The organism is Microbacterium trichothecenolyticum (assembly GCF_000956465.1).
Lineage (GTDB): Bacteria > Actinomycetota > Actinomycetes > Actinomycetales > Microbacteriaceae > Microbacterium > Microbacterium trichothecenolyticum.
This window is the reverse complement of the sequence record NZ_JYJA01000039.1, coordinates 154,129-170,234: the sequence shown is the minus strand read 5'-3', so window position 1 is coordinate 170,234 and position 16,106 is coordinate 154,129. Positions and strand designations below refer to the sequence as shown.

The 16,106-nt window shown below is 71.7% G+C and carries 12 protein-coding genes; 8 read left to right on the top strand and 4 right to left on the bottom strand.

What is annotated here, in order from left to right; all coding sequences use genetic code 11:
* The first annotated feature begins 5 nt into the window (after window positions 1-5).
* Together RS82_RS16440 and RS82_RS16435 are read left to right on the top strand one after the other, a co-directional pair.
* Window positions 6-719: an SDR family NAD(P)-dependent oxidoreductase gene (locus RS82_RS16440; protein WP_045301392.1), complete on the top strand. Its 714-nt coding sequence runs from the start codon at window positions 6-8 to the stop codon at window positions 717-719.
* Window positions 720-759: 40 nt separating this feature from the next.
* Window positions 760-1,830, top strand: coding sequence for a threonine aldolase family protein (locus tag RS82_RS16435; protein WP_045301390.1), 1,071 nt, complete (start codon window positions 760-762; stop codon window positions 1,828-1,830).
* Between the two features lie 263 nt (window positions 1,831-2,093).
* Here the strand turns inward: RS82_RS16435 and RS82_RS16430 are convergent, their stop codons facing one another.
* The 3 genes from RS82_RS16430 to RS82_RS16420 form a co-directional block, all read right to left on the bottom strand.
* Entirely contained in the window at window positions 2,094-3,743 is a 1,650-nt protein-coding gene (locus tag RS82_RS16430) for a DivIVA domain-containing protein (protein WP_084695712.1), read from the bottom strand.
* A 206-nt stretch (window positions 3,744-3,949) separates the two neighbouring features.
* Window positions 3,950-5,863, bottom strand: coding sequence for a M3 family metallopeptidase (locus RS82_RS16425; RefSeq protein WP_045301388.1), 1,914 nt, complete (start codon window positions 5,861-5,863; stop codon window positions 3,950-3,952).
* 64 nt (window positions 5,864-5,927) lie between these two features.
* The gene (locus tag RS82_RS16420; RefSeq protein ID WP_045301386.1) at window positions 5,928-6,515 is read right to left on the bottom strand and encodes an NUDIX hydrolase family protein; all 588 of its coding nucleotides are present in this window, start codon (window positions 6,513-6,515) and stop codon (window positions 5,928-5,930) included.
* Between the two features lie 88 nt (window positions 6,516-6,603).
* Here RS82_RS16420 and RS82_RS16415 point away from each other — a divergent pair, with 88 nt between their 5' ends.
* The 4 genes from RS82_RS16415 (at window position 6,604) to RS82_RS16400 (ending at window position 9,831) form a co-directional block, all read left to right on the top strand.
* A complete protein-coding gene (locus RS82_RS16415; protein WP_045301384.1) occupies window positions 6,604-7,275 on the top strand; it encodes an alpha/beta hydrolase in 672 nt (223 codons plus the stop codon).
* 261 nt (window positions 7,276-7,536) lie between these two features.
* The gene (locus RS82_RS16410; RefSeq protein ID WP_045301382.1) at window positions 7,537-9,222 is read left to right on the top strand and encodes an ABC-F family ATP-binding cassette domain-containing protein; all 1,686 of its coding nucleotides are present in this window, start codon (window positions 7,537-7,539) and stop codon (window positions 9,220-9,222) included.
* A 204-nt stretch (window positions 9,223-9,426) separates the two neighbouring features.
* Entirely contained in the window at window positions 9,427-9,609 is a 183-nt protein-coding gene (locus RS82_RS16405; RefSeq protein ID WP_045301380.1) for a PspC domain-containing protein, read from the top strand.
* 39 nt (window positions 9,610-9,648) lie between these two features.
* Window positions 9,649-9,831, top strand: a complete 183-nt coding sequence (locus tag RS82_RS16400; RefSeq protein WP_045301378.1) for a PspC domain-containing protein — start codon at window positions 9,649-9,651, stop codon at window positions 9,829-9,831.
* Window positions 9,832-9,840: 9 nt separating this feature from the next.
* Here RS82_RS16400 and RS82_RS16395 read toward each other — a convergent pair whose 3' ends face one another.
* Entirely contained in the window at window positions 9,841-10,305 is a 465-nt protein-coding gene (locus tag RS82_RS16395) for a hypothetical protein (protein ID WP_045301376.1), read from the bottom strand.
* Between the two features lie 111 nt (window positions 10,306-10,416).
* On the opposite strand from RS82_RS16395, the gene RS82_RS16390 reads away from it, so the two are divergent.
* Both RS82_RS16390 and RS82_RS16385 read left to right on the top strand, forming a co-directional pair.
* On the top strand, window positions 10,417-15,210 hold the full coding sequence (locus RS82_RS16390) for an ATP-dependent helicase (protein ID WP_045301374.1): 4,794 nt from the start codon (window positions 10,417-10,419) through the stop codon (window positions 15,208-15,210).
* Window positions 15,203-15,991, top strand: a complete 789-nt coding sequence (locus RS82_RS16385; RefSeq protein ID WP_045301674.1) for a DNA-formamidopyrimidine glycosylase family protein — start codon at window positions 15,203-15,205, stop codon at window positions 15,989-15,991. Before RS82_RS16390 ends, RS82_RS16385 begins: the two co-directional genes overlap by 8 nt.
* Window positions 15,992-16,106 lie beyond the last annotated feature (115 nt).

Genomic DNA, 16,106 nt, shown 5'->3' with positions numbered 1-16,106 from the left:
GAGACATGAGCGTCTCGAACAGACTCGTGATCATCGCCGGCGCGACCAGCGCGTCGGGCCTCACCGCCGCACGCGTCCTTCGCGACGCCGGCGCGCGCGTGGTGGCCGTCGGGCGCGACGCGGGCAAGCTGCGCGACCTGGTCGATTCCCTGGAGACGGATCGCGCGTCCCTCGCCGGCGGCGCACCGGGGACGGTGCGCATCGAGGTGTGCGAGCTAGGTGACGAGACCGAGGTGGAGGCGCTGGCTGAGCGCGTCCACGCGACGGACGGACCTGCCGACGGGGTGCTGCATCTGGTGGGGGGCTGGCGCGGCGGAGGCGGCCTGGCGGGGCAGACCGACTCCGACTTCCGCTTCCTCGAGGGCTCCCTCACGGCGCTGCGCCACGTGAGCCGCGCGTTCGACGCCGATCTGCGGGCCTCCGAGGCGGGCAGGCTCGCCGTGGTGTCGTCCACGGCCGTGGCGCGTCCGCTCGCCGGAGGCGCCAACTACGCCGCGGTGAAGGCGGCGACCGAGGCATGGGCCCGCGCCGTCGCGCAGGGCTTCGCGAAGGACGCCCGGGATTCCGGGAAGCAGCCGGCCGCGGCATCCGTGATCTTCCGTGTGAAGAGCCTGGACGGACTCGAAGGAGCGCTCGCGCAGCGGTTCGCCGACCTCTGGCTCGCCGATGCCGCCGACATCAACGACACCATCGTCGAGCTCAGCGACCCCTCGCGGTGACGGCGGCCTGCCCGCCGCCGGCGAACTAGATTGGACACCCGTGACCACGATCCACGACCCGAACCTGCGCGGCTTCGCCAGCGACAACTACTCCGGCATCCACCCCGAAGTGCTCGCGGCGATCGCCGCCGCCAACGACGGCCACCAGGTCGCGTACGGCGACGACGTCTACACCGAGCGTCTGCAGGAAGTGATGGCCCGCCACTTCGGCGAGGGCGTCGAGGCGTACCCGGTGTTCAACGGCACCGGCGCGAACGTCGTCGGCTTGCAGTCGATGCTCCCCCGCTGGGGCGCGGTGGTCTCGGCCGGCACGGCGCACATCAACGTGGACGAGGGCGGCGCGCCCGAGCGCGTGGCCGGCATCAAACTGCTGACCGTCCCGACGGACGACGGCAAGCTCACCCCGGAGCTCATCGACCGCGAAGCGTGGGGCTGGGGCGACGAGCACCGTGCGCAGCCGCTCGCCGTGTCGATCACCCAGTCGACCGAGCTCGGCACGCTGTACACGGTCGACGAGATCACCGCGATCGCTGACCATGCCCACAGCCTCGGCATGCACCTGCACATGGACGGCTCGCGCATCTCGAACGCGGCGGCGTCCCTCGACGTGCCGTTCCGCGCGTTCACGCGGGACGCCGGCGTCGACGTGCTGAGCTTCGGCGGCACCAAGAACGGTGCGATGCTCGGCGAAGCAGTCGTGGTGCTCAACCCCGAGGCGTCGACGGGGCTCAAGTTCCTCCGCAAGCTCGACATGCAGCTCGCGTCGAAGATGCGCTTCGTGTCGGCGCAGCTGCTCGCCCTGCTCGAGGGCGACCTGTGGCTGCGCAACGCCTCGCACTCCAACGCGATGGCGCAGCGCCTGCGTGCCGGCATCGAGGCGGGCCTGGCCGACGGGTCGATCTCGGGCGTCGCCTTCACCCAGCCGACGCAGGCGAACGGCGTCTTCGCCACCCTGCCCGACGGCGTGGCCGACCGCCTGCGCACTTCCTTCAAGTTCTACGACTGGGATGCGGCGAAGAACGAGGTGCGCTGGATGTGCAGCTTCGACACCTCCGAGAACGACATCGACGCCTTCCTCGCGGCCATCGCCCGCGAGACCTCGGCCGCCTGACCCCGGGCGCCGTCGCCGCTCAACAGGTCAACCGGGCTTCTGCAGGTGCATGCGCCGTAGCCGCTCCTGCAGAACCGCGGTTGACCTGTTGCAGCCGTGGGATGGATGCCGCACACCCGAGCATCCTCGGTCGCCTCAGCGAGCGAGGAACGCGGTCGAGCGAGCTTGCGCATCGAGACGCAGAGACGAAACGCGCCTGACCTTGCGCAAGGTCAGGCGCGTTCGTGTTCGGGCGCGGAGCGCATTGCGCTCACGGACCGGGGTCAGCCGTCGTGGTGCTCGCCTTCGTGGTGGTCGCCCTCGGCTGGCTCATCGTCCCCGTGCTCGCCCTCGGCGTGCTCGCTCTCGGTCTGCTCACCGTCCCCATGCTCGCTCTCGGGTTCAGCGCGCTCGCCGTCCGCAACCTCGGTCTCGGCGACCGCAGCCTCGACGTCCGCGGCGGCCGCAGCATCCGTGCCGTCCGTCTCGGCCTCGTCGCGCGGGGCAGAGTCTTCGGCCGATGCGAGGGGGGTCTCGGGGCGGATGAGCTCCTTGACCTCGGCCATGAAGCTCATGAGCTGGTGCTGCTGCCAGCGCAGCTGGCGGGTGCGGTCCTCGGCATCGCGCAGCACGGACTGCGAGTGCGTGGTGACGAGGTCGATGATGCGCTCGGCCTTCACGTGGGCGCGGTCGAGGTGCTCGCGGGCGCGCAGCTGCGCGTCGGCCTCGATCTGCTGCGACTGGGCCCGCATGAGGCGCTCGAAGTCCTCGGCCTTCACCGAGACTCGCTGCGCGTGCTCGAGCGACGCCGACACCTGCTCGTTGGCGTCCTGCGTGATGCGCTCGGCATGGGCGACGGCCTGATTGTGCAGCACGAGGAACTCCTGGTGCGCGTCATCCTGGCGGCGGGTGAGGGATGCCTCGAACTCGAGGGCGCGCAGACGCAGCTCGCGCACCGTCTCCTCGGCCTCGGCGCGGTCGCGGGCGGTCTCGCGGGCGACCGTCGAGCGCAGCACTGCCGCGCCCTTCTCGGCCTCGGAGCGGATGGCGGCGGCCTCGCGCTCCGCCTGCGACACCTTCTCGGCCGCATGCGCCGCCTCGCGCTCGAGGCGCGCCTCGTGCGCCGTGAGCTCGGTGTCGATCTTCAGCCGGATCTGCTGGGCGTCGTGCTGGGCCTGCGAGACGATGCCGTCGGCCTCGGCCTGCGCGGAGGCGCGGCGGGTCGCGATCTCTTCGCGAGCGGCCTCGAGCAGACGGTCGCCCTGGATCGTCGCGTTGCGGATGAGCAGGCTCGCCTGGTCCTCGGCGACGCGCAGCACCTCTTCGAACTGCTGACGGTTGGGCGACTCCGTGGTCGCGCCGACGAGCTCGTCGCTGAGAGTCTGCACCCGCTGCTCGGCGTCGGCGATCTTGGCGTTCGCGAGCTCGAGCTCACCCTGCAGTCGCTGGACGGCGTCGCCCTCTTCTTCGCGGGCGGCGGATGCCTCGGCCACGACGCGCTCGAGGTCGGCCCGGCGCGACTGCTCAGCCTCGGCGAGAGCCGCCTCGAGGCGCTCGATCTCCGCGTCGCGGGCGGCGAGAGTGGCGTCGATCTCCGAGAGACGCGCAGCGATGGCGGCATCGACCTCGGCCTCTCGCGCCTCGGCAGCCGCCTGCAGCTCCGCTTCGAGCCGCTCCGCCTTCGCGCGACTCTGCGCCACGGCGGCGCCGGCTCGACGCTGGTGCTGCTTGAGCTGCGCGGCCTCGTCTTTGGCCGCGCGCGCCATGGTGTCCAGTCGCGCGATGGCGGCGTCGACCTCATCACGGTCGTACCCGCGGAAGGACGTCGTGAAGCCGGCGACCACGGTCGGTGACGAGGTCGCCCCGAGGAGGCTCTCGAAGGAGGATTCCTCCGGACCGTTGCTGACGGCAGGGACGGGCTGGTGGTCGGACATCGAAGCTCCGGTTCAAGATCGCGCGGTGTCGTCGGGCAGGAGCGGCTGTGCACGCGCCTTTCCGGCTCGGCCCCAGACCGACGAAGAGAAGCGAACGCACCCTGACAGACACGACACCTTGGGGGGGACATGGCGCACCGAATCTGCAGATCGGGTAGCAGAACCCTACTCTCTGAAAGGATGCCCGCGAAACGCGGAACCGCCGGTCATTCGCCCGCGAGCCACTCGCGGTACGCGTCGAACGACGACGGACGCCCCAGGAACGCTTCGACGAGGTCTCGCGCGTCCCGCGATCCGCCCCGTTCCAGCACCTCCGTGCGGTAGCGACGTGCGGTCTCGGGGTCCATCAATCCGGCCTCGAAACCGCTCAGCAGATCGCGCGCGATCACGAGGCTCCACTGGTACGTGTAGTAGCAGGCGCCGTAGCCCGTGAGGTGTCCGAATCCGGCATACGAGTGCAGTCCGCCCAGCGGCTGGACAGGGCTGGATGCCGCGTACAGCCGCTCCGTCTCGGCCTGCAGGTCTGCGGGCCGGTCGACGTGCAGGTGGTACGACACGCTGGCGTGGCCCAGCTGGCGGCGCACCTCGAGCGCGCGGCCGAATGCGTCGGCGGTGCGCATGCGTGCCACGAGGTCGGCCGGGATCGGCTCGCCGTCGGCGTTCGCGCTGAACGACGCCAGGACATCGGCGTCCCACGCCCACTCCTCGAGGAGTTGGCTGGGCGCCTCGACGAAATCCCACTCGGTCGCGACCCCGCTGAAGCGGGCGAAGCGCTGTCGGCCCCCGAGGATGTCGTGCACGAGGTGCCCGAACTCGTGGAAGAAGGTCACGACCTCGTCGTGCTCGAGCAGTCCACGCGAGAAGTTGCACAGCAGCGCCGCTTCGGGGAGCACGCGTCCGGCGACCCCCGGAGCGAGCGGGAAGCACGCCGCGTGGCTGAACTTGCCCTCGCGCGGGTGCAGGTCGAGGTGGATGCGCCCGAGGCGATCGGCGCCCCGCACCACATCGAAGGACTGCACGTCGCTGTGCCACGCGGGCACGTCGACAGGTACGTACTCGACATCGAGCAGGCGCCCGGTGACGTCCAGCACGCCCTCGACGACGCGCTCGAACGGGAAGTACGAGCGGACGAGCTGCGCGTCGACGTCGTACTGCTCGCGCTTGATCGCCCCGAGCAGGTACCAGAAGTCGGCGATCGACACGACGTCGGCATCGGGGATGTCACGGCGCAGGCGTTCGAGCAGGATCGGGTACTCGGCATCGGTCGCCGGCCGGGATGCGTCGTCGAGCCGCGAGAGGAATGCCGGGATCTCGGCCCCGGACCCGATCATGCGGGTCTCGGTCTCGTAGCCGGCCCAGTCGGCGTAGCCGAGCAGACGGGCGCGCTCGGCGCGCACGTCGAGCAGCTCGGCGAGGATCGCGTCGTTCTCGGGCCATGCGAGGTCGTTGTAGGCGCTCACGAGCGCGACTCGGGTCGCACGGTCGTGCGCGTAGTCGCGGGTCGGCATGAGGTCGGGGTAATCGGTCGACAGGGTGACGAGTCCGTGCGCATCGGCGGGGTGGGCGTCGATGAAGTCCTGCGGCATCCCGGCGAGACCCTCCGCCGGGACGGTGATCTCGCGGCGCCCGTCGCGGATGTTGCGCGAGAACGCCAGCGACAGCGCGGTGTCGCGGTCGGCCAGATGCCGGGCGCGCTCACGGTCAGCCTCGTCGAGCTCGACGCCTCCCCGGCGGAAGTCGCGCAGCAGGTGCGAGAGCAGACGCGCCTGGTCTTCGTCGAGGCCGTCGGTCGAGGCATCCGCGAACGAACTCCACAGCTCGCGATTCAGAAGGCGCGCCGCCGACAGCGACTCGACCGCCTGCACCTGCGACTCCGCGATCTCGCGCACCTCGGAGTCAGGGTGCGCCTCGCTCACGACGTAGGCCTCGCTGAGGGCCTCTGCCAGCGCGATGTCGGCGTCGTTCCAGAGCTCGAGGCGAGCCGCGGTGGACAGCTCTGCCTCAGAGGTCAGGCGTGCGTCGATCTCGTGCACGCGGGCGATGCGATCGGCGGGGCGCTCGCTCGCGAAGGCCGCCCAGCCGGCGGAGTCGGACGGGAACGGCAGGGGTGCGAGAGTCACCCTGCGAGCCTATGCGCGGGCGGGGACACCGCGCGAGGGCGGGATCCCGGCGGATGCGGGAGAGTCAGCGCAGCGCGCCGACGCTTGCGAGCGCCATGCGCACGAGGGTTCCGCGTCCGCCCTCCATCTCCGCGGAGAGGGCATCGGATGCCGCCTCCTCCGGCGTCAGCCAGGTCACCTCGAGCGCGTCCTGACGCGGCTCGCACGTGCCGGTGACGGGGACGACGAAGGCGAGCGACACGGCGTGCTGGCGGTCGTCGTGGTAGGCGCTCACGCCCGGGAGCGGGAAGTACTCGGCGACCGTGAAGGGCGTCGGCTGCGGCGGCAGCATCGGGAACGCCATCGGCCCCAGGTCGTTCTCGAGGTGCCGGAACAGCGCGTCGCGGACGGTCTCACCGTACCGCACACGACCCGACACGATGGTGCGCGAGATCTCGCCGATGGGGGTCGCCCGCAGCAGGATGCCGACCTGCGTGACCTGTCCCATGCCGTCGGTGCGCACCGGAACGCCCTCGACGTAGAGCATGGGCAGGCGGCGGCGAGCCTCCTCGAGCTCGATGTCGCTCAGCCACGCAGGGTTCGAGATGTTGCCGGCAGGCGGGCCGAACGGCTCGTCGCCCGCAGGCTCGGGGTCGGGAGTGCGCACGGACATGCCTCCTGTATACCCCGCGCGACCCACCCGCGACGAGGACCGCTGTTCCCACCTCGGCCGTGTCGGCCCCGCGTGCCAGGATGAGGACATGCCGGAAGCGCTCGTCCTCGACGCCGACGCCGTGCTGTGGTCGACCGAGCGGTCGGCGCTCGCAGGACGCCACCTCCTCCTTCTCCTGCACGGCTACGGGGCCGACGAACACGACCTCTATCCCCTGCGCGGCTATCTTCCCGACGCCTTCGCGGTCGCGAGCCTTGCCGCTCCGCTCGTTCCGCCGTGGCCGGCGCCCGGTCGCTCCTGGTACCCGATCGACGGCCTGGACGGCCGCGACCCCTCCCACGTCACGCGCGCGGCCGAGGCCGTGATCGCCTGGGTCGATGCACACGCAGGGGACGCAGCATCCGTCGGTCTTCTCGGTTTCTCGCAAGGCGCAGCGGTGTCGCTGCAGGCGATGCGGCTCGCGCCCCAACGGTTCTCGTTCGCCGTGAACCTGTCGGGCTACGTGACTCCCGGCGACCTGCCGAAGGACGCTGAGCTGGCCGAGCGGCGACCGCCCGTGTTCTGGGGCAGGGGCACGAACGACGACGTCATCCCGGGCTTCCTCGTGGAGCACACGACACAATGGCTGCCCGAACGCGTCGACCTCAGCGGCCGCGTCTACCCCGGTCTCACGCACAGCGTCTCGGAGCAGGAGCTCGACGACGTGCGCATCTTCCTCGACAAGCAGCTCGAAGAACGCACGGACGCCCCCGGTCGCTGAGCGAGCCTGCGAGTCGAAACCCTGGCCCTGCCCAGGGATGTCGGCTATGGTGGCTGACGGCCTTGTCCCCTCCGTGAGGAACTCCCTTGAAGCTGATCGACGCGACCGCGCTGTAATCGCGCTGCTCCGTCGACTCTCGACGCGCCAGCGCTGGAACATTTCGCGCTGCCGTCGATCCGCCGCTTCTTCGCCCCGCCCCGGCACGTCCGGGCGGCGCTCTGCGGCCCTCGGTGTCAGCGCACGTCTGACACAGGAGGCCTCATGCCCGCTCACACCCTCACCCCTGCCATCGTCCTCGACCGCGTCTCGTTCGCGTGGCCCGACGGCACCGCCGCGCTCTCAGATGTCTCCGGATCGTTCGGCACGGGCCGCACCGGTCTCGTCGGCCGGAACGGCTCAGGCAAGTCCACGCTCCTGCGGCTCATCGCCGGCGAGCTCACGCTCTCCGGCGGTCACATCGCAGGGGCGACGGATGCTGCGTACCTTCCGCAGCGCCTGACGCTCGACGTCGACCGGCCCGTCGCCGACCTGCTCGGCGTCGGCGACACGCTCCGGGCGCTGCGCGCCATCGAGTCCGGCGACGCCGACCCGCGCCACTTCGACGCGGTCGGCTCCGACTGGGATATCGAGGCGCGCGCACACGCGGCGCTCGCCGAAGCCGGCCTCGCCCCCGACATGCTCGACCGCAGCGTCGGGCAGCTGTCGGGCGGCGAGGCGGTTCTGACCGCGATCGCCGGCATCCGGCTGCGTGGTGCGTCGATCGCGCTGCTGGACGAGCCCACCAACAACCTCGACCGGGAAGCCAGGGCGCGGCTGCACGACATGGTGCGCTCGTGGCGTGGTGCGCTGATCGTGGTCAGCCACGACACGTCGCTCCTGGAGTTGATGGACGACACCGCCGAGCTCTACGCGAACACGCTGTCGGTCTTCGGCGGCCCGTATTCCGAGTGGCGGGCGTGGCTGGATGCCGAGCAGGGCGCCGCCCGCGATGCCGAGCGCGCCGCGCGCCAGGCGGTCAAGCGCGAGAAGCGCCAGCGCATCGAGGCCGAGACGACCATCTCGCGCCGCGCCGCGATGGGGCAGAAGGCGTTCGACGAGAAGCGCGTGCCGAAGATCGTCGCGAACGGGCGCCGCATGGCCGCCCAGGTGTCGGCGGGCAAGCTGCGCGGCGAGAAGGCCGACCGCGAGGCATCCGCCCGGGAAGCGCTCGATGCCGCGGAACGCCGCGTGCGCGACGACGACATCGTGAAGATCGACCTGCCGGACCCCGGCGTGCCCGCGGGCCGCCGCATCGCCACCCTCGGCGACGGCGAGCGCTCGTGGATCGTCCAGGGCCCCGAGCGGGTCGCGCTGATCGGGCCGAACGGCGCGGGCAAGACGACGCTGCTCGAGAAGCTGGTCGCTCCCGTCGCTGCTGTCGTACCCGATTCAGGATCGGTGGACGCCTCCGGTGCGGACACCCCCGGAATTGCGCGGGGGCCGCAGGCGCCGGACGAACCGATCCTGAATTCGGTACGTGGTGAGCTGCACACCGACCGGGTCGGGTACCTGCCGCAGCGCGTGGACGGACTCGACGATGCGGCGTCCGTGCTCGAGAACGTCGCGCCGTCGGCGCCGAGTGTGACGATCGTCGAGCTGCGCAACCGGCTCGCGCGGTTCCTCATCCGAGGGGCCGCGGTCGAGCGCCCGGTCGGGACGCTGTCGGGCGGCGAGCGCTTCCGGGTCGCGCTCGCGCGGCTCATGCTCGCCGATCCGCCGCCGCAGCTGCTCGTGTTCGACGAGCCGACGAACAACCTCGACCTCGACACGGTCGACCAGCTCGTCGACGCGATCGCGGCTTACCGCGGTGCGGTGCTGGTGGTGAGCCATGACGACGCGTTCCTCGAGCGCATCGGAGTGAACCTCGTCCTCGAGCTCGACAGAGACGGCACGCTCACCGAGCGCTGACACCCGGTCGCGGCCGGGCCCACGCGCCCCGAGGCTCCAGGCGCCGCGCCGGCGGCGCCTGGAGAGGGCGTGGGGACCGTCGTCTCCGGAACGGCGGACGGTGAGCGCGGCCTGGCCCCCGCGCGAAGCGGGGGGCCTGGCCCCCGCGCGAAGCGGGGGGCTCGCACCCGTGCGGTCGCGCGTCGAGGCGAGCAGGATGGACGCATGAATTCACTCGTGCGACCTCAGCAAGGCCGATGGATCGCCGGCGTCTGCGCCGCCATCGCCAACCGCTTCGGGTGGAACGTCACCCTCGTGCGCATCCTGACCCTGATCGCGGTCGTCTTCTTCGGCCTGTCGCTGTGGATCTACATCCTGCTCTGGATCCTGGTGCCCTCCGAGCGCTGACCCCTGGTGCGGTCGGGAGCGCCAGGCCATGATGAACGCATGCATCGCCTGGTCCGCCCGCTGAAAGGGCGCATGATCGCCGGAGTCTGCCAGGGCATCGCCGACCGCTTCGGATGCAGCGTGGTGCCGGTGCGTGTCCTCTGGATCGGCTCGACCGTGTTCTTCGGCGTCTCGATCCTGATGTACCTGCTGCTCTGGATCCTTCTGCCTGACGAGCGCTGACTCAGACGCTCAGGGCTTCTTCTTGAGCTGACCCGGCGCATTCGCGCTGTTGCCAGCATTGCCCGTGGACTCCTCGGCCGGAGGCTGGGTCGGGGTGGGCTCAGGCGCAGGCGCAGGCGCAGGGACCGCGACAACCGGCTGCTCGACAGGGGCCTCGGGCTCGGCATCCGCGTCCTGGACCGGCTCGTCCGTCGGTGTCGAGGACGGCGACGGCGTGGCGGGGACGGATGCCGGGGGTCCGGGCTCCGAGACGGGCGCAGGGCCGGCCGGCAGCAGGGGTGCCTGATTCTGCGACGCTCCGAGGATGGTGGTGACGACGACCACGAGCGAGAGCCCCAAGGCGCCGCAGAGGGCGCCGAGCCCGAAGGTCTGCACGCGTCGAGAACGCATCCACGACCGGTCGGCGAGCGCCGGGCTGGTGCGGCGGGTGAGCGGAGCCGGGGCCGTGGGCTCGCTCGAGGGCATCGATTCCATCACGGTCCTCGGCGGTGAGCGCGTGCCGGGGGTGCACGCACGCAGGGAGCCTACGCGACGGTCCTGGACGGAACCTGGCCCGATGTCGGCGATCACGACGAAGATGGAGGGATGGGCGACGTCCTCGAGCGGTTCGGTCCTGCCACGCAGGACTGGTTCCGCGGCGCCTTCCATGCCCCGACCGACGCGCAGAAGGGCGCGTGGGAGGCGATCTCCGCCGGCAAGCATGCGCTCGTCGTCGCGCCGACCGGTTCGGGCAAGACGCTGTCGGCATTCCTCTGGGCGATCGACCGCGTCTTCCACGACAAGGGCCCGGCGTCGCCGGCACCCGAGGGCAAGAAGAAGCGACGGGATGCTACGGCCCCCGCCACCCGGATCCTCTACATCTCCCCTCTCAAGGCCCTCGGCGTCGACGTGGAGCGCAATCTCCGGTCGCCGCTTGTCGGGATCGGGCAGTCCGCGCGGCGCCTCGGCCTCAGCGTTCCCGACGTCACCGTCGGCGTGCGGTCGGGCGACACCCCCGCGGGCGACCGGCGCAAGCTCGTGCAGACGCCGCCCGACATCCTCATCACGACCCCCGAGTCGCTGTACCTCATGCTCACGAGCCGCGCGGGCGAGACGCTGCGCGACGTCCACACCGTGATCGTCGACGAGGTGCACGCCGTCGCGGCCACCAAGCGCGGAGCTCACCTGGCTGTGAGCATGGAGCGTCTCGACGCGCTGCGACGCTCGTTCGCACCCGATGCTCCACCCGCGCAGCGCATCGGCCTGTCGGCGACCGTGCGCCCGATCGATGAAGTGGCGCGGTTCCTCGGCGGTGCAGAGCCCGTCGAGATCGTGGCACCGCGCGCGAGCAAGGCCTTCGACATGAAGGTCGTCGTGCCCATCGGAGACATGCTGAACCCGCCTCCGCCGCCGAGCCCGTTCGGCTCCGACGGCGACGGCGCATGGGAAGAGCCGGGCGCCACGGCCGAAGAGCCGATCGACGAGGACTGGTTCGCCGACGGACAGTCCTCGGGATCGAGACCGCGGGCCTCCGGGGCCGGCGAGACGGAGATGACGGGGTCGGTCTGGCCCCACGTCGAAGAGGCAATCGTCGATCGCATCCTGCTGCACCGCTCGACGATCGTGTTCTGCAATTCGAGGCGTCTCGCCGAGCGGCTCACGGGCCGGCTGAACGAGATCTACTCCGAGCGCCTCGGCCTCGACCTCCCCGATCAGACGGTTCCCGCCGCGATGATGGCGCAGGCCGGCGCGACCGCAGGCGCAGAACCGGTGCTGGCGAAGGCGCACCACGGCTCCGTGTCGAAGGAGCAGCGGGCGCAGGTCGAAGAGGAGCTGAAGTCCGGCGTCCTGCGCTGCGTGGTCGCGACATCGAGCCTCGAGCTCGGCATCGACATGGGGGCGGTCGACCTCGTGATCCAGGTCGAGGCCCCGCCGAGCGCGGCTTCGGGCCTCCAGCGCATCGGCCGCGCCGGCCACCAGGTCGGCGAGGTGAGCCGGGCCGCCCTCTTCCCGAAGCACCGCGGCGACGTGCTGCACACCGCGATCGTGACCGAACGCATGCTCGCGGGTCAGATCGAGGCGATCGCGATCCCGCAGAACCCGCTCGACATCCTCGCCCAGCAGACGGTCGCCGCCGCCGCGATCGGCCCCGTCGACGTCGAGGGCTGGTACGAGACGCTCAAGCGCAGCGCGCCGTTCCGCTCGCTTCCCAGGTCGGCCTACGAGGCGACGCTCGATCTCATCGCCGGCAGGTTCCCGTCCGACGAGTTCGCCGAGCTGCGCCCCCGCGTCATCTGGGATCGCGACCTCGGAGTGCTCACAGGGCGTCCGGGCGCCCAGCACATCGCCGTGACGAGCGGCGGGACGATCCCCGACCGCGGCCTCTTCGGCGTCTTCATCGCGGGCGAATCCCAGAACGCGCGGGTGGGCGAGCTGGATGAGGAGATGGTCTACGAGTCGCGCGTCAACGACGTCTTCACCCTGGGCACCACGAGCTGGCGCATCGTCGAGATCACCCATGACCGCGTCAACGTGCTGCCCGCGTTCGGACAGCCCGGCAAGGTGCCCTTCTGGCACGGCGACGGAATCGGCCGTCCGGCCGAGCTCGGCGAGGCGCTCGGCAAGTTCTCGCGGGAGGTGTCGGCGGCGAAGCCCGACAAGGCCGAGTCTCGGCTGCGCGAGGCCGGCCTCGACGAGTTCGCACAAGACAACCTGCTGGCGTATCTGGCCGAGCAGCGCGAAGCCACGGGCACGCTCCCTACCGATCGTCAGCTCACCGTCGAACGGGGGCGGGACGAGGTCGGCGACTGGCGCGTGATCCTGCACTCGCCGTATGGGATGCAGGTGCACGCGCCGTGGGCGCTCGCGGTCAATGCCCGCATCCGTGAGCGGCTGGGCATCGACGGATCGGCGGTCGCGAGCGACGACGGGATCATCGCGCGGATTCCGGATGCCACCGCCGAGCCACCGGGCGCGGATCTCTTCGTCTTCGATCCCGACGAGCTCGACCACATCGTGACCGAGGAGGTCGGCGGCTCGGCGCTGTTCGCCTCCCGGTTCCGCGAGTGCGCAGCCCGCGCGCTGCTGATGCCGCGCCGCAACCCCGGCAAGCGCACGCCGCTGTGGCAGCAACGGCAGCGATCGGCGCAGCTGCTCGAGGTCGCGCGCCGCTACCCGACGTTCCCGATCATCCTCGAGACCCTCCGCGAGGTTCTGCAGGACGTCTACGACGTGCCGTCCCTCCTGCGCCTCATGCGCGGGATCGGCGAGCGGCGCATCCGGCTCATCGAGACCGAGCCCGCCCAGCCCTCGCCGTTCGCGCGCGACCTCCTCTTCGGCTACGTCGGCGCGTTCATGTACGAGGGCGACTCGCCGCTCGCCGAGCGCCGCGCGGCGGCGCTCTCCGTCGACCCCGCCCTCCTGTCCGAGCTGCTCGGCAAGGTCGAGATGCGGGAGCTGCTCGACCCCGACGTGATCGCACAGTTCGAGCGCGAGGCCCAGCGCCTCGACCCCGAGCGCCGCGCCCGGGGGCTCGAGGGCGTCGCCGACCTCCTGCGTCTGCTCGGTCCGCTCGACGCGGCCGACGTCGCCGCCCGCCTCGACCCGAGCCCTGAGGTCGAGGCGTCCGATCTCCTCGACGCCCTCATCTCGGCGCGGCGTGCGATCCCGGTGACCATCGCGGGCATCACGCGCGTCGCCGCGATCGAAGACGCGGGGCGGTTGCGCGATGCCCTCGGCGCCCCCCTGCCGGTCGGCATCCCCACCGCGTTCCTCGAGCCGGTGGCCGACCCGCTCGGCGACCTCCTGGCCCGCTACGCACGCACGCACGGACCTTTCACGGCGGATGCCGCGGCCGACCGCCTGGGCATCGGTGTGGCGGTCGCGCGACTCACGCTTCAGCGACTCGAGTCACAGGGACGCGTGACGAGCGGATTCTTCCTTCCGGAGTCGTCGACGACCGCGCGCGCAGACGAGGCCGAGTGGTGCGACACCGAGGTGCTCCGCCGCCTTCGCATGCGCTCGCTCGCGGCGATCCGCGGCAGCGTAGAGCCCGTGCCGCAGCAGGCGTACGCGCGGTTCCTCCCGGTGTGGCAGCACGTGACGCGACCGCTCGAGGGGATCGACGGCGTCGCCGCGGTCGTCGAGCAGCTCGCGGGCGTGCCGATCCCCGCGAGCGCGTGGGAGTCGCTCGTCCTACCCGCCCGCGTCGCGGACTACACGCCGGGCATGCTCGACGAGCTCACCGCCACCGGCGAGGTGGTGTGGTCCGGGCACGGCAGCCTCCCCGGCCGCGACGGCTGGATCGCCCTGCACCTCGCCGATTCTGCCCCGCTGACGCTCGGCGCTGCCGACGCGCTCGTCGAGACCGCACCCGGCTCGCTCGACGCGCAGCTGCTCGCGGCGCTCGGCGGCGGCGGGGCGTACTTCGCCGCGCAGCTGCGGCAGGCCACCGGCGCCGAGAACGAGCAGTCCGTCGTCGACGCGCTGTGGCGACTGACGTGGGCGGGTCTTGTGACCAACGACACCTTCGCGCCGGTCAGGGCACTCGTATCGGGCGGTTCGCAGGCCCATCGCGTGAGCCGCCGCACACCCCGGGCACGGCTCTATCGGGGTGCCGCGGTGCGGGCGGTGGCAGCATCCGTCCCCGCGCGTCCTCCGGCGATCGGCGGACGATGGTCGGTACTGCCCGCCGCCGAGCCCGACGCCGCGCTGCGAGCTACCGCGACGGCGAGCCTGCTGCTCGACCGGTACGGCGTCGTGACGCGCGGCGCGGTGCAGTCGGAGGGCGTGCCAGGCGGGTTCGCCCAGACCTATCGCGTGCTCGCGGGGTTCGAGGAAGCGGGCCACTGCCGTCGCGGCTACGTGATCGAGAAACTGGGCGCCGCGCAGTTCGCGGCCTCGGCCACCGTCGACCGGCTCCGCGAGTTCGCAGGGCTCTCCGACCCGCCGCCGCTGCGGGCGGTCACGCTGGCGGCCACAGACCCCGCGAACCCCTACGGCGCCGCCCTCGCGTGGCCGGCGCTGGAGGGCGTCTCGCATCGCCCCGGTCGCAAGGCGGGTGCCCTCGTCGTGTTAGTCGACGGCGCGCTCACGCTGTACCTCGAGCGTGGGGGGAAATCCGCCCTCGCCTTCACGGGCGACGAAGCGGCCCTGGCCGCCGCCACCCGCGACCTCGCGGCGACGGCTCGTGCGCGGCGCCTCGACACCCTCACGATCGAGCAGGTGAACGGCGCGTTCGTGTACGGCACGTATGTGGGCAAGACGCTTCGCGATGCCGGATTCGTCGAGTCGCCGCGCGGACTGACGCTGCGCCGTCTCACTGCGGGCGACGCCCTGCGACAGGCTCAGGGACCAGGAGGCGCTCAGGGGCCGGATGGCAGGGCGGGCGCCCGTGCCTGAGGGCGACAGCGTCTTCCGGGCAGCCCGCCGACTGAACACCGCGCTGGCCGGCGCGACCGTGACGCGGTTCGAGCTCCGCGTCCCGCAGGCGGCGACGGTCGACCTCACCGGCGACGTCGTCCATGACGTCGTCGCGCGCGGCAAGCACCTCCTGCACCGCATCGGGCCGTGGACGCTCCACACGCACCTCAAGATGGAGGGCGAGTGGCACGTGTACCGCCGCGGCGAGCGCTGGCGGGCGCCGGGGTTCCGGGCTCGGGCGGTCATCGGCGCCCACGCCCCTGACGGCACCGAGTGGGAGACCGTGGGGTTCGACCTCGCCGACATCAGGGTCGTGCCGACGACCGCCGAGGACGAGCTCGTCGGCTATCTGGGCCCGGATCCCCTCTCCGACGCGTGGGACCCGGCGGCGGCGGCGCAGAACCTCGCCGCCGACAGCCGTGCCGTGCACGTCGCGCTGCAGGACCAGCGCAACGTCGCCGGCTTCGGGAACGAGTACGTCAACGAGATCCTGTTCGTCCGCGGCGTCCTCCCGACGACGCCGGCGAGCGAGACGGATGCCGCGTCCCTCGTGGACCTCGGATCCCGCATGATACGCGCCAACCGCGACCGCAGCGATCGCACATTCACCGGCGACGCCCGCCCCGGCCGGACGACCTGGGTCTACCGCCGCGAGGGCCGACCATGTCGCCGCTGCGGCACGCTGATCCGGGGTGGCAGCCTGGGCGCCGATCCGACGCGCGAGCGCATCGTGTTCTGGTGTCCGACCTGCCAGCGCTGAGCCTGGGTGCCGGCCCTGCTGAACCGCGGTTCCAGCACGCTTTGATCACGATGCCCGGCGGACGAAGTGTCGCGCGGGAGCGAGGCACCCACCCCTCCGCGTCGTACGACCTCGG

Excerpts from the sequence above, each read along its gene's own strand:
- RS82_RS16415 (WP_045301384.1), top strand. The coding sequence starts at position 6,604 with ATGCCGGAAGCGCTCGTCCTCGACGCCGACGCCGTGCTGTGGTCGACC.
- RS82_RS16405 (WP_045301380.1), top strand. The coding sequence starts at position 9,427 with ATGAATTCACTCGTGCGACCTCAGCAAGGCCGATGGATCGCCGGCGTC.
- RS82_RS16410 (WP_045301382.1), top strand. The coding sequence starts at position 7,537 with ATGCCCGCTCACACCCTCACCCCTGCCATCGTCCTCGACCGCGTCTCG.
- RS82_RS16420 (WP_045301386.1), bottom strand. The coding sequence starts at position 6,515 with ATGTCCGTGCGCACTCCCGACCCCGAGCCTGCGGGCGACGAGCCGTTC.
- RS82_RS16390 (WP_045301374.1), top strand. The coding sequence starts at position 10,417 with ATGGGCGACGTCCTCGAGCGGTTCGGTCCTGCCACGCAGGACTGGTTC.
- RS82_RS16440 (WP_045301392.1), top strand. The coding sequence starts at position 6 with ATGAGCGTCTCGAACAGACTCGTGATCATCGCCGGCGCGACCAGCGCG.
- RS82_RS16395 (WP_045301376.1), bottom strand. The coding sequence starts at position 10,305 with ATGGAATCGATGCCCTCGAGCGAGCCCACGGCCCCGGCTCCGCTCACC.
- RS82_RS16400 (WP_045301378.1), top strand. The coding sequence starts at position 9,649 with ATGCATCGCCTGGTCCGCCCGCTGAAAGGGCGCATGATCGCCGGAGTC.
- RS82_RS16430 (WP_084695712.1), bottom strand. The coding sequence starts at position 3,743 with ATGTCCGACCACCAGCCCGTCCCTGCCGTCAGCAACGGTCCGGAGGAA.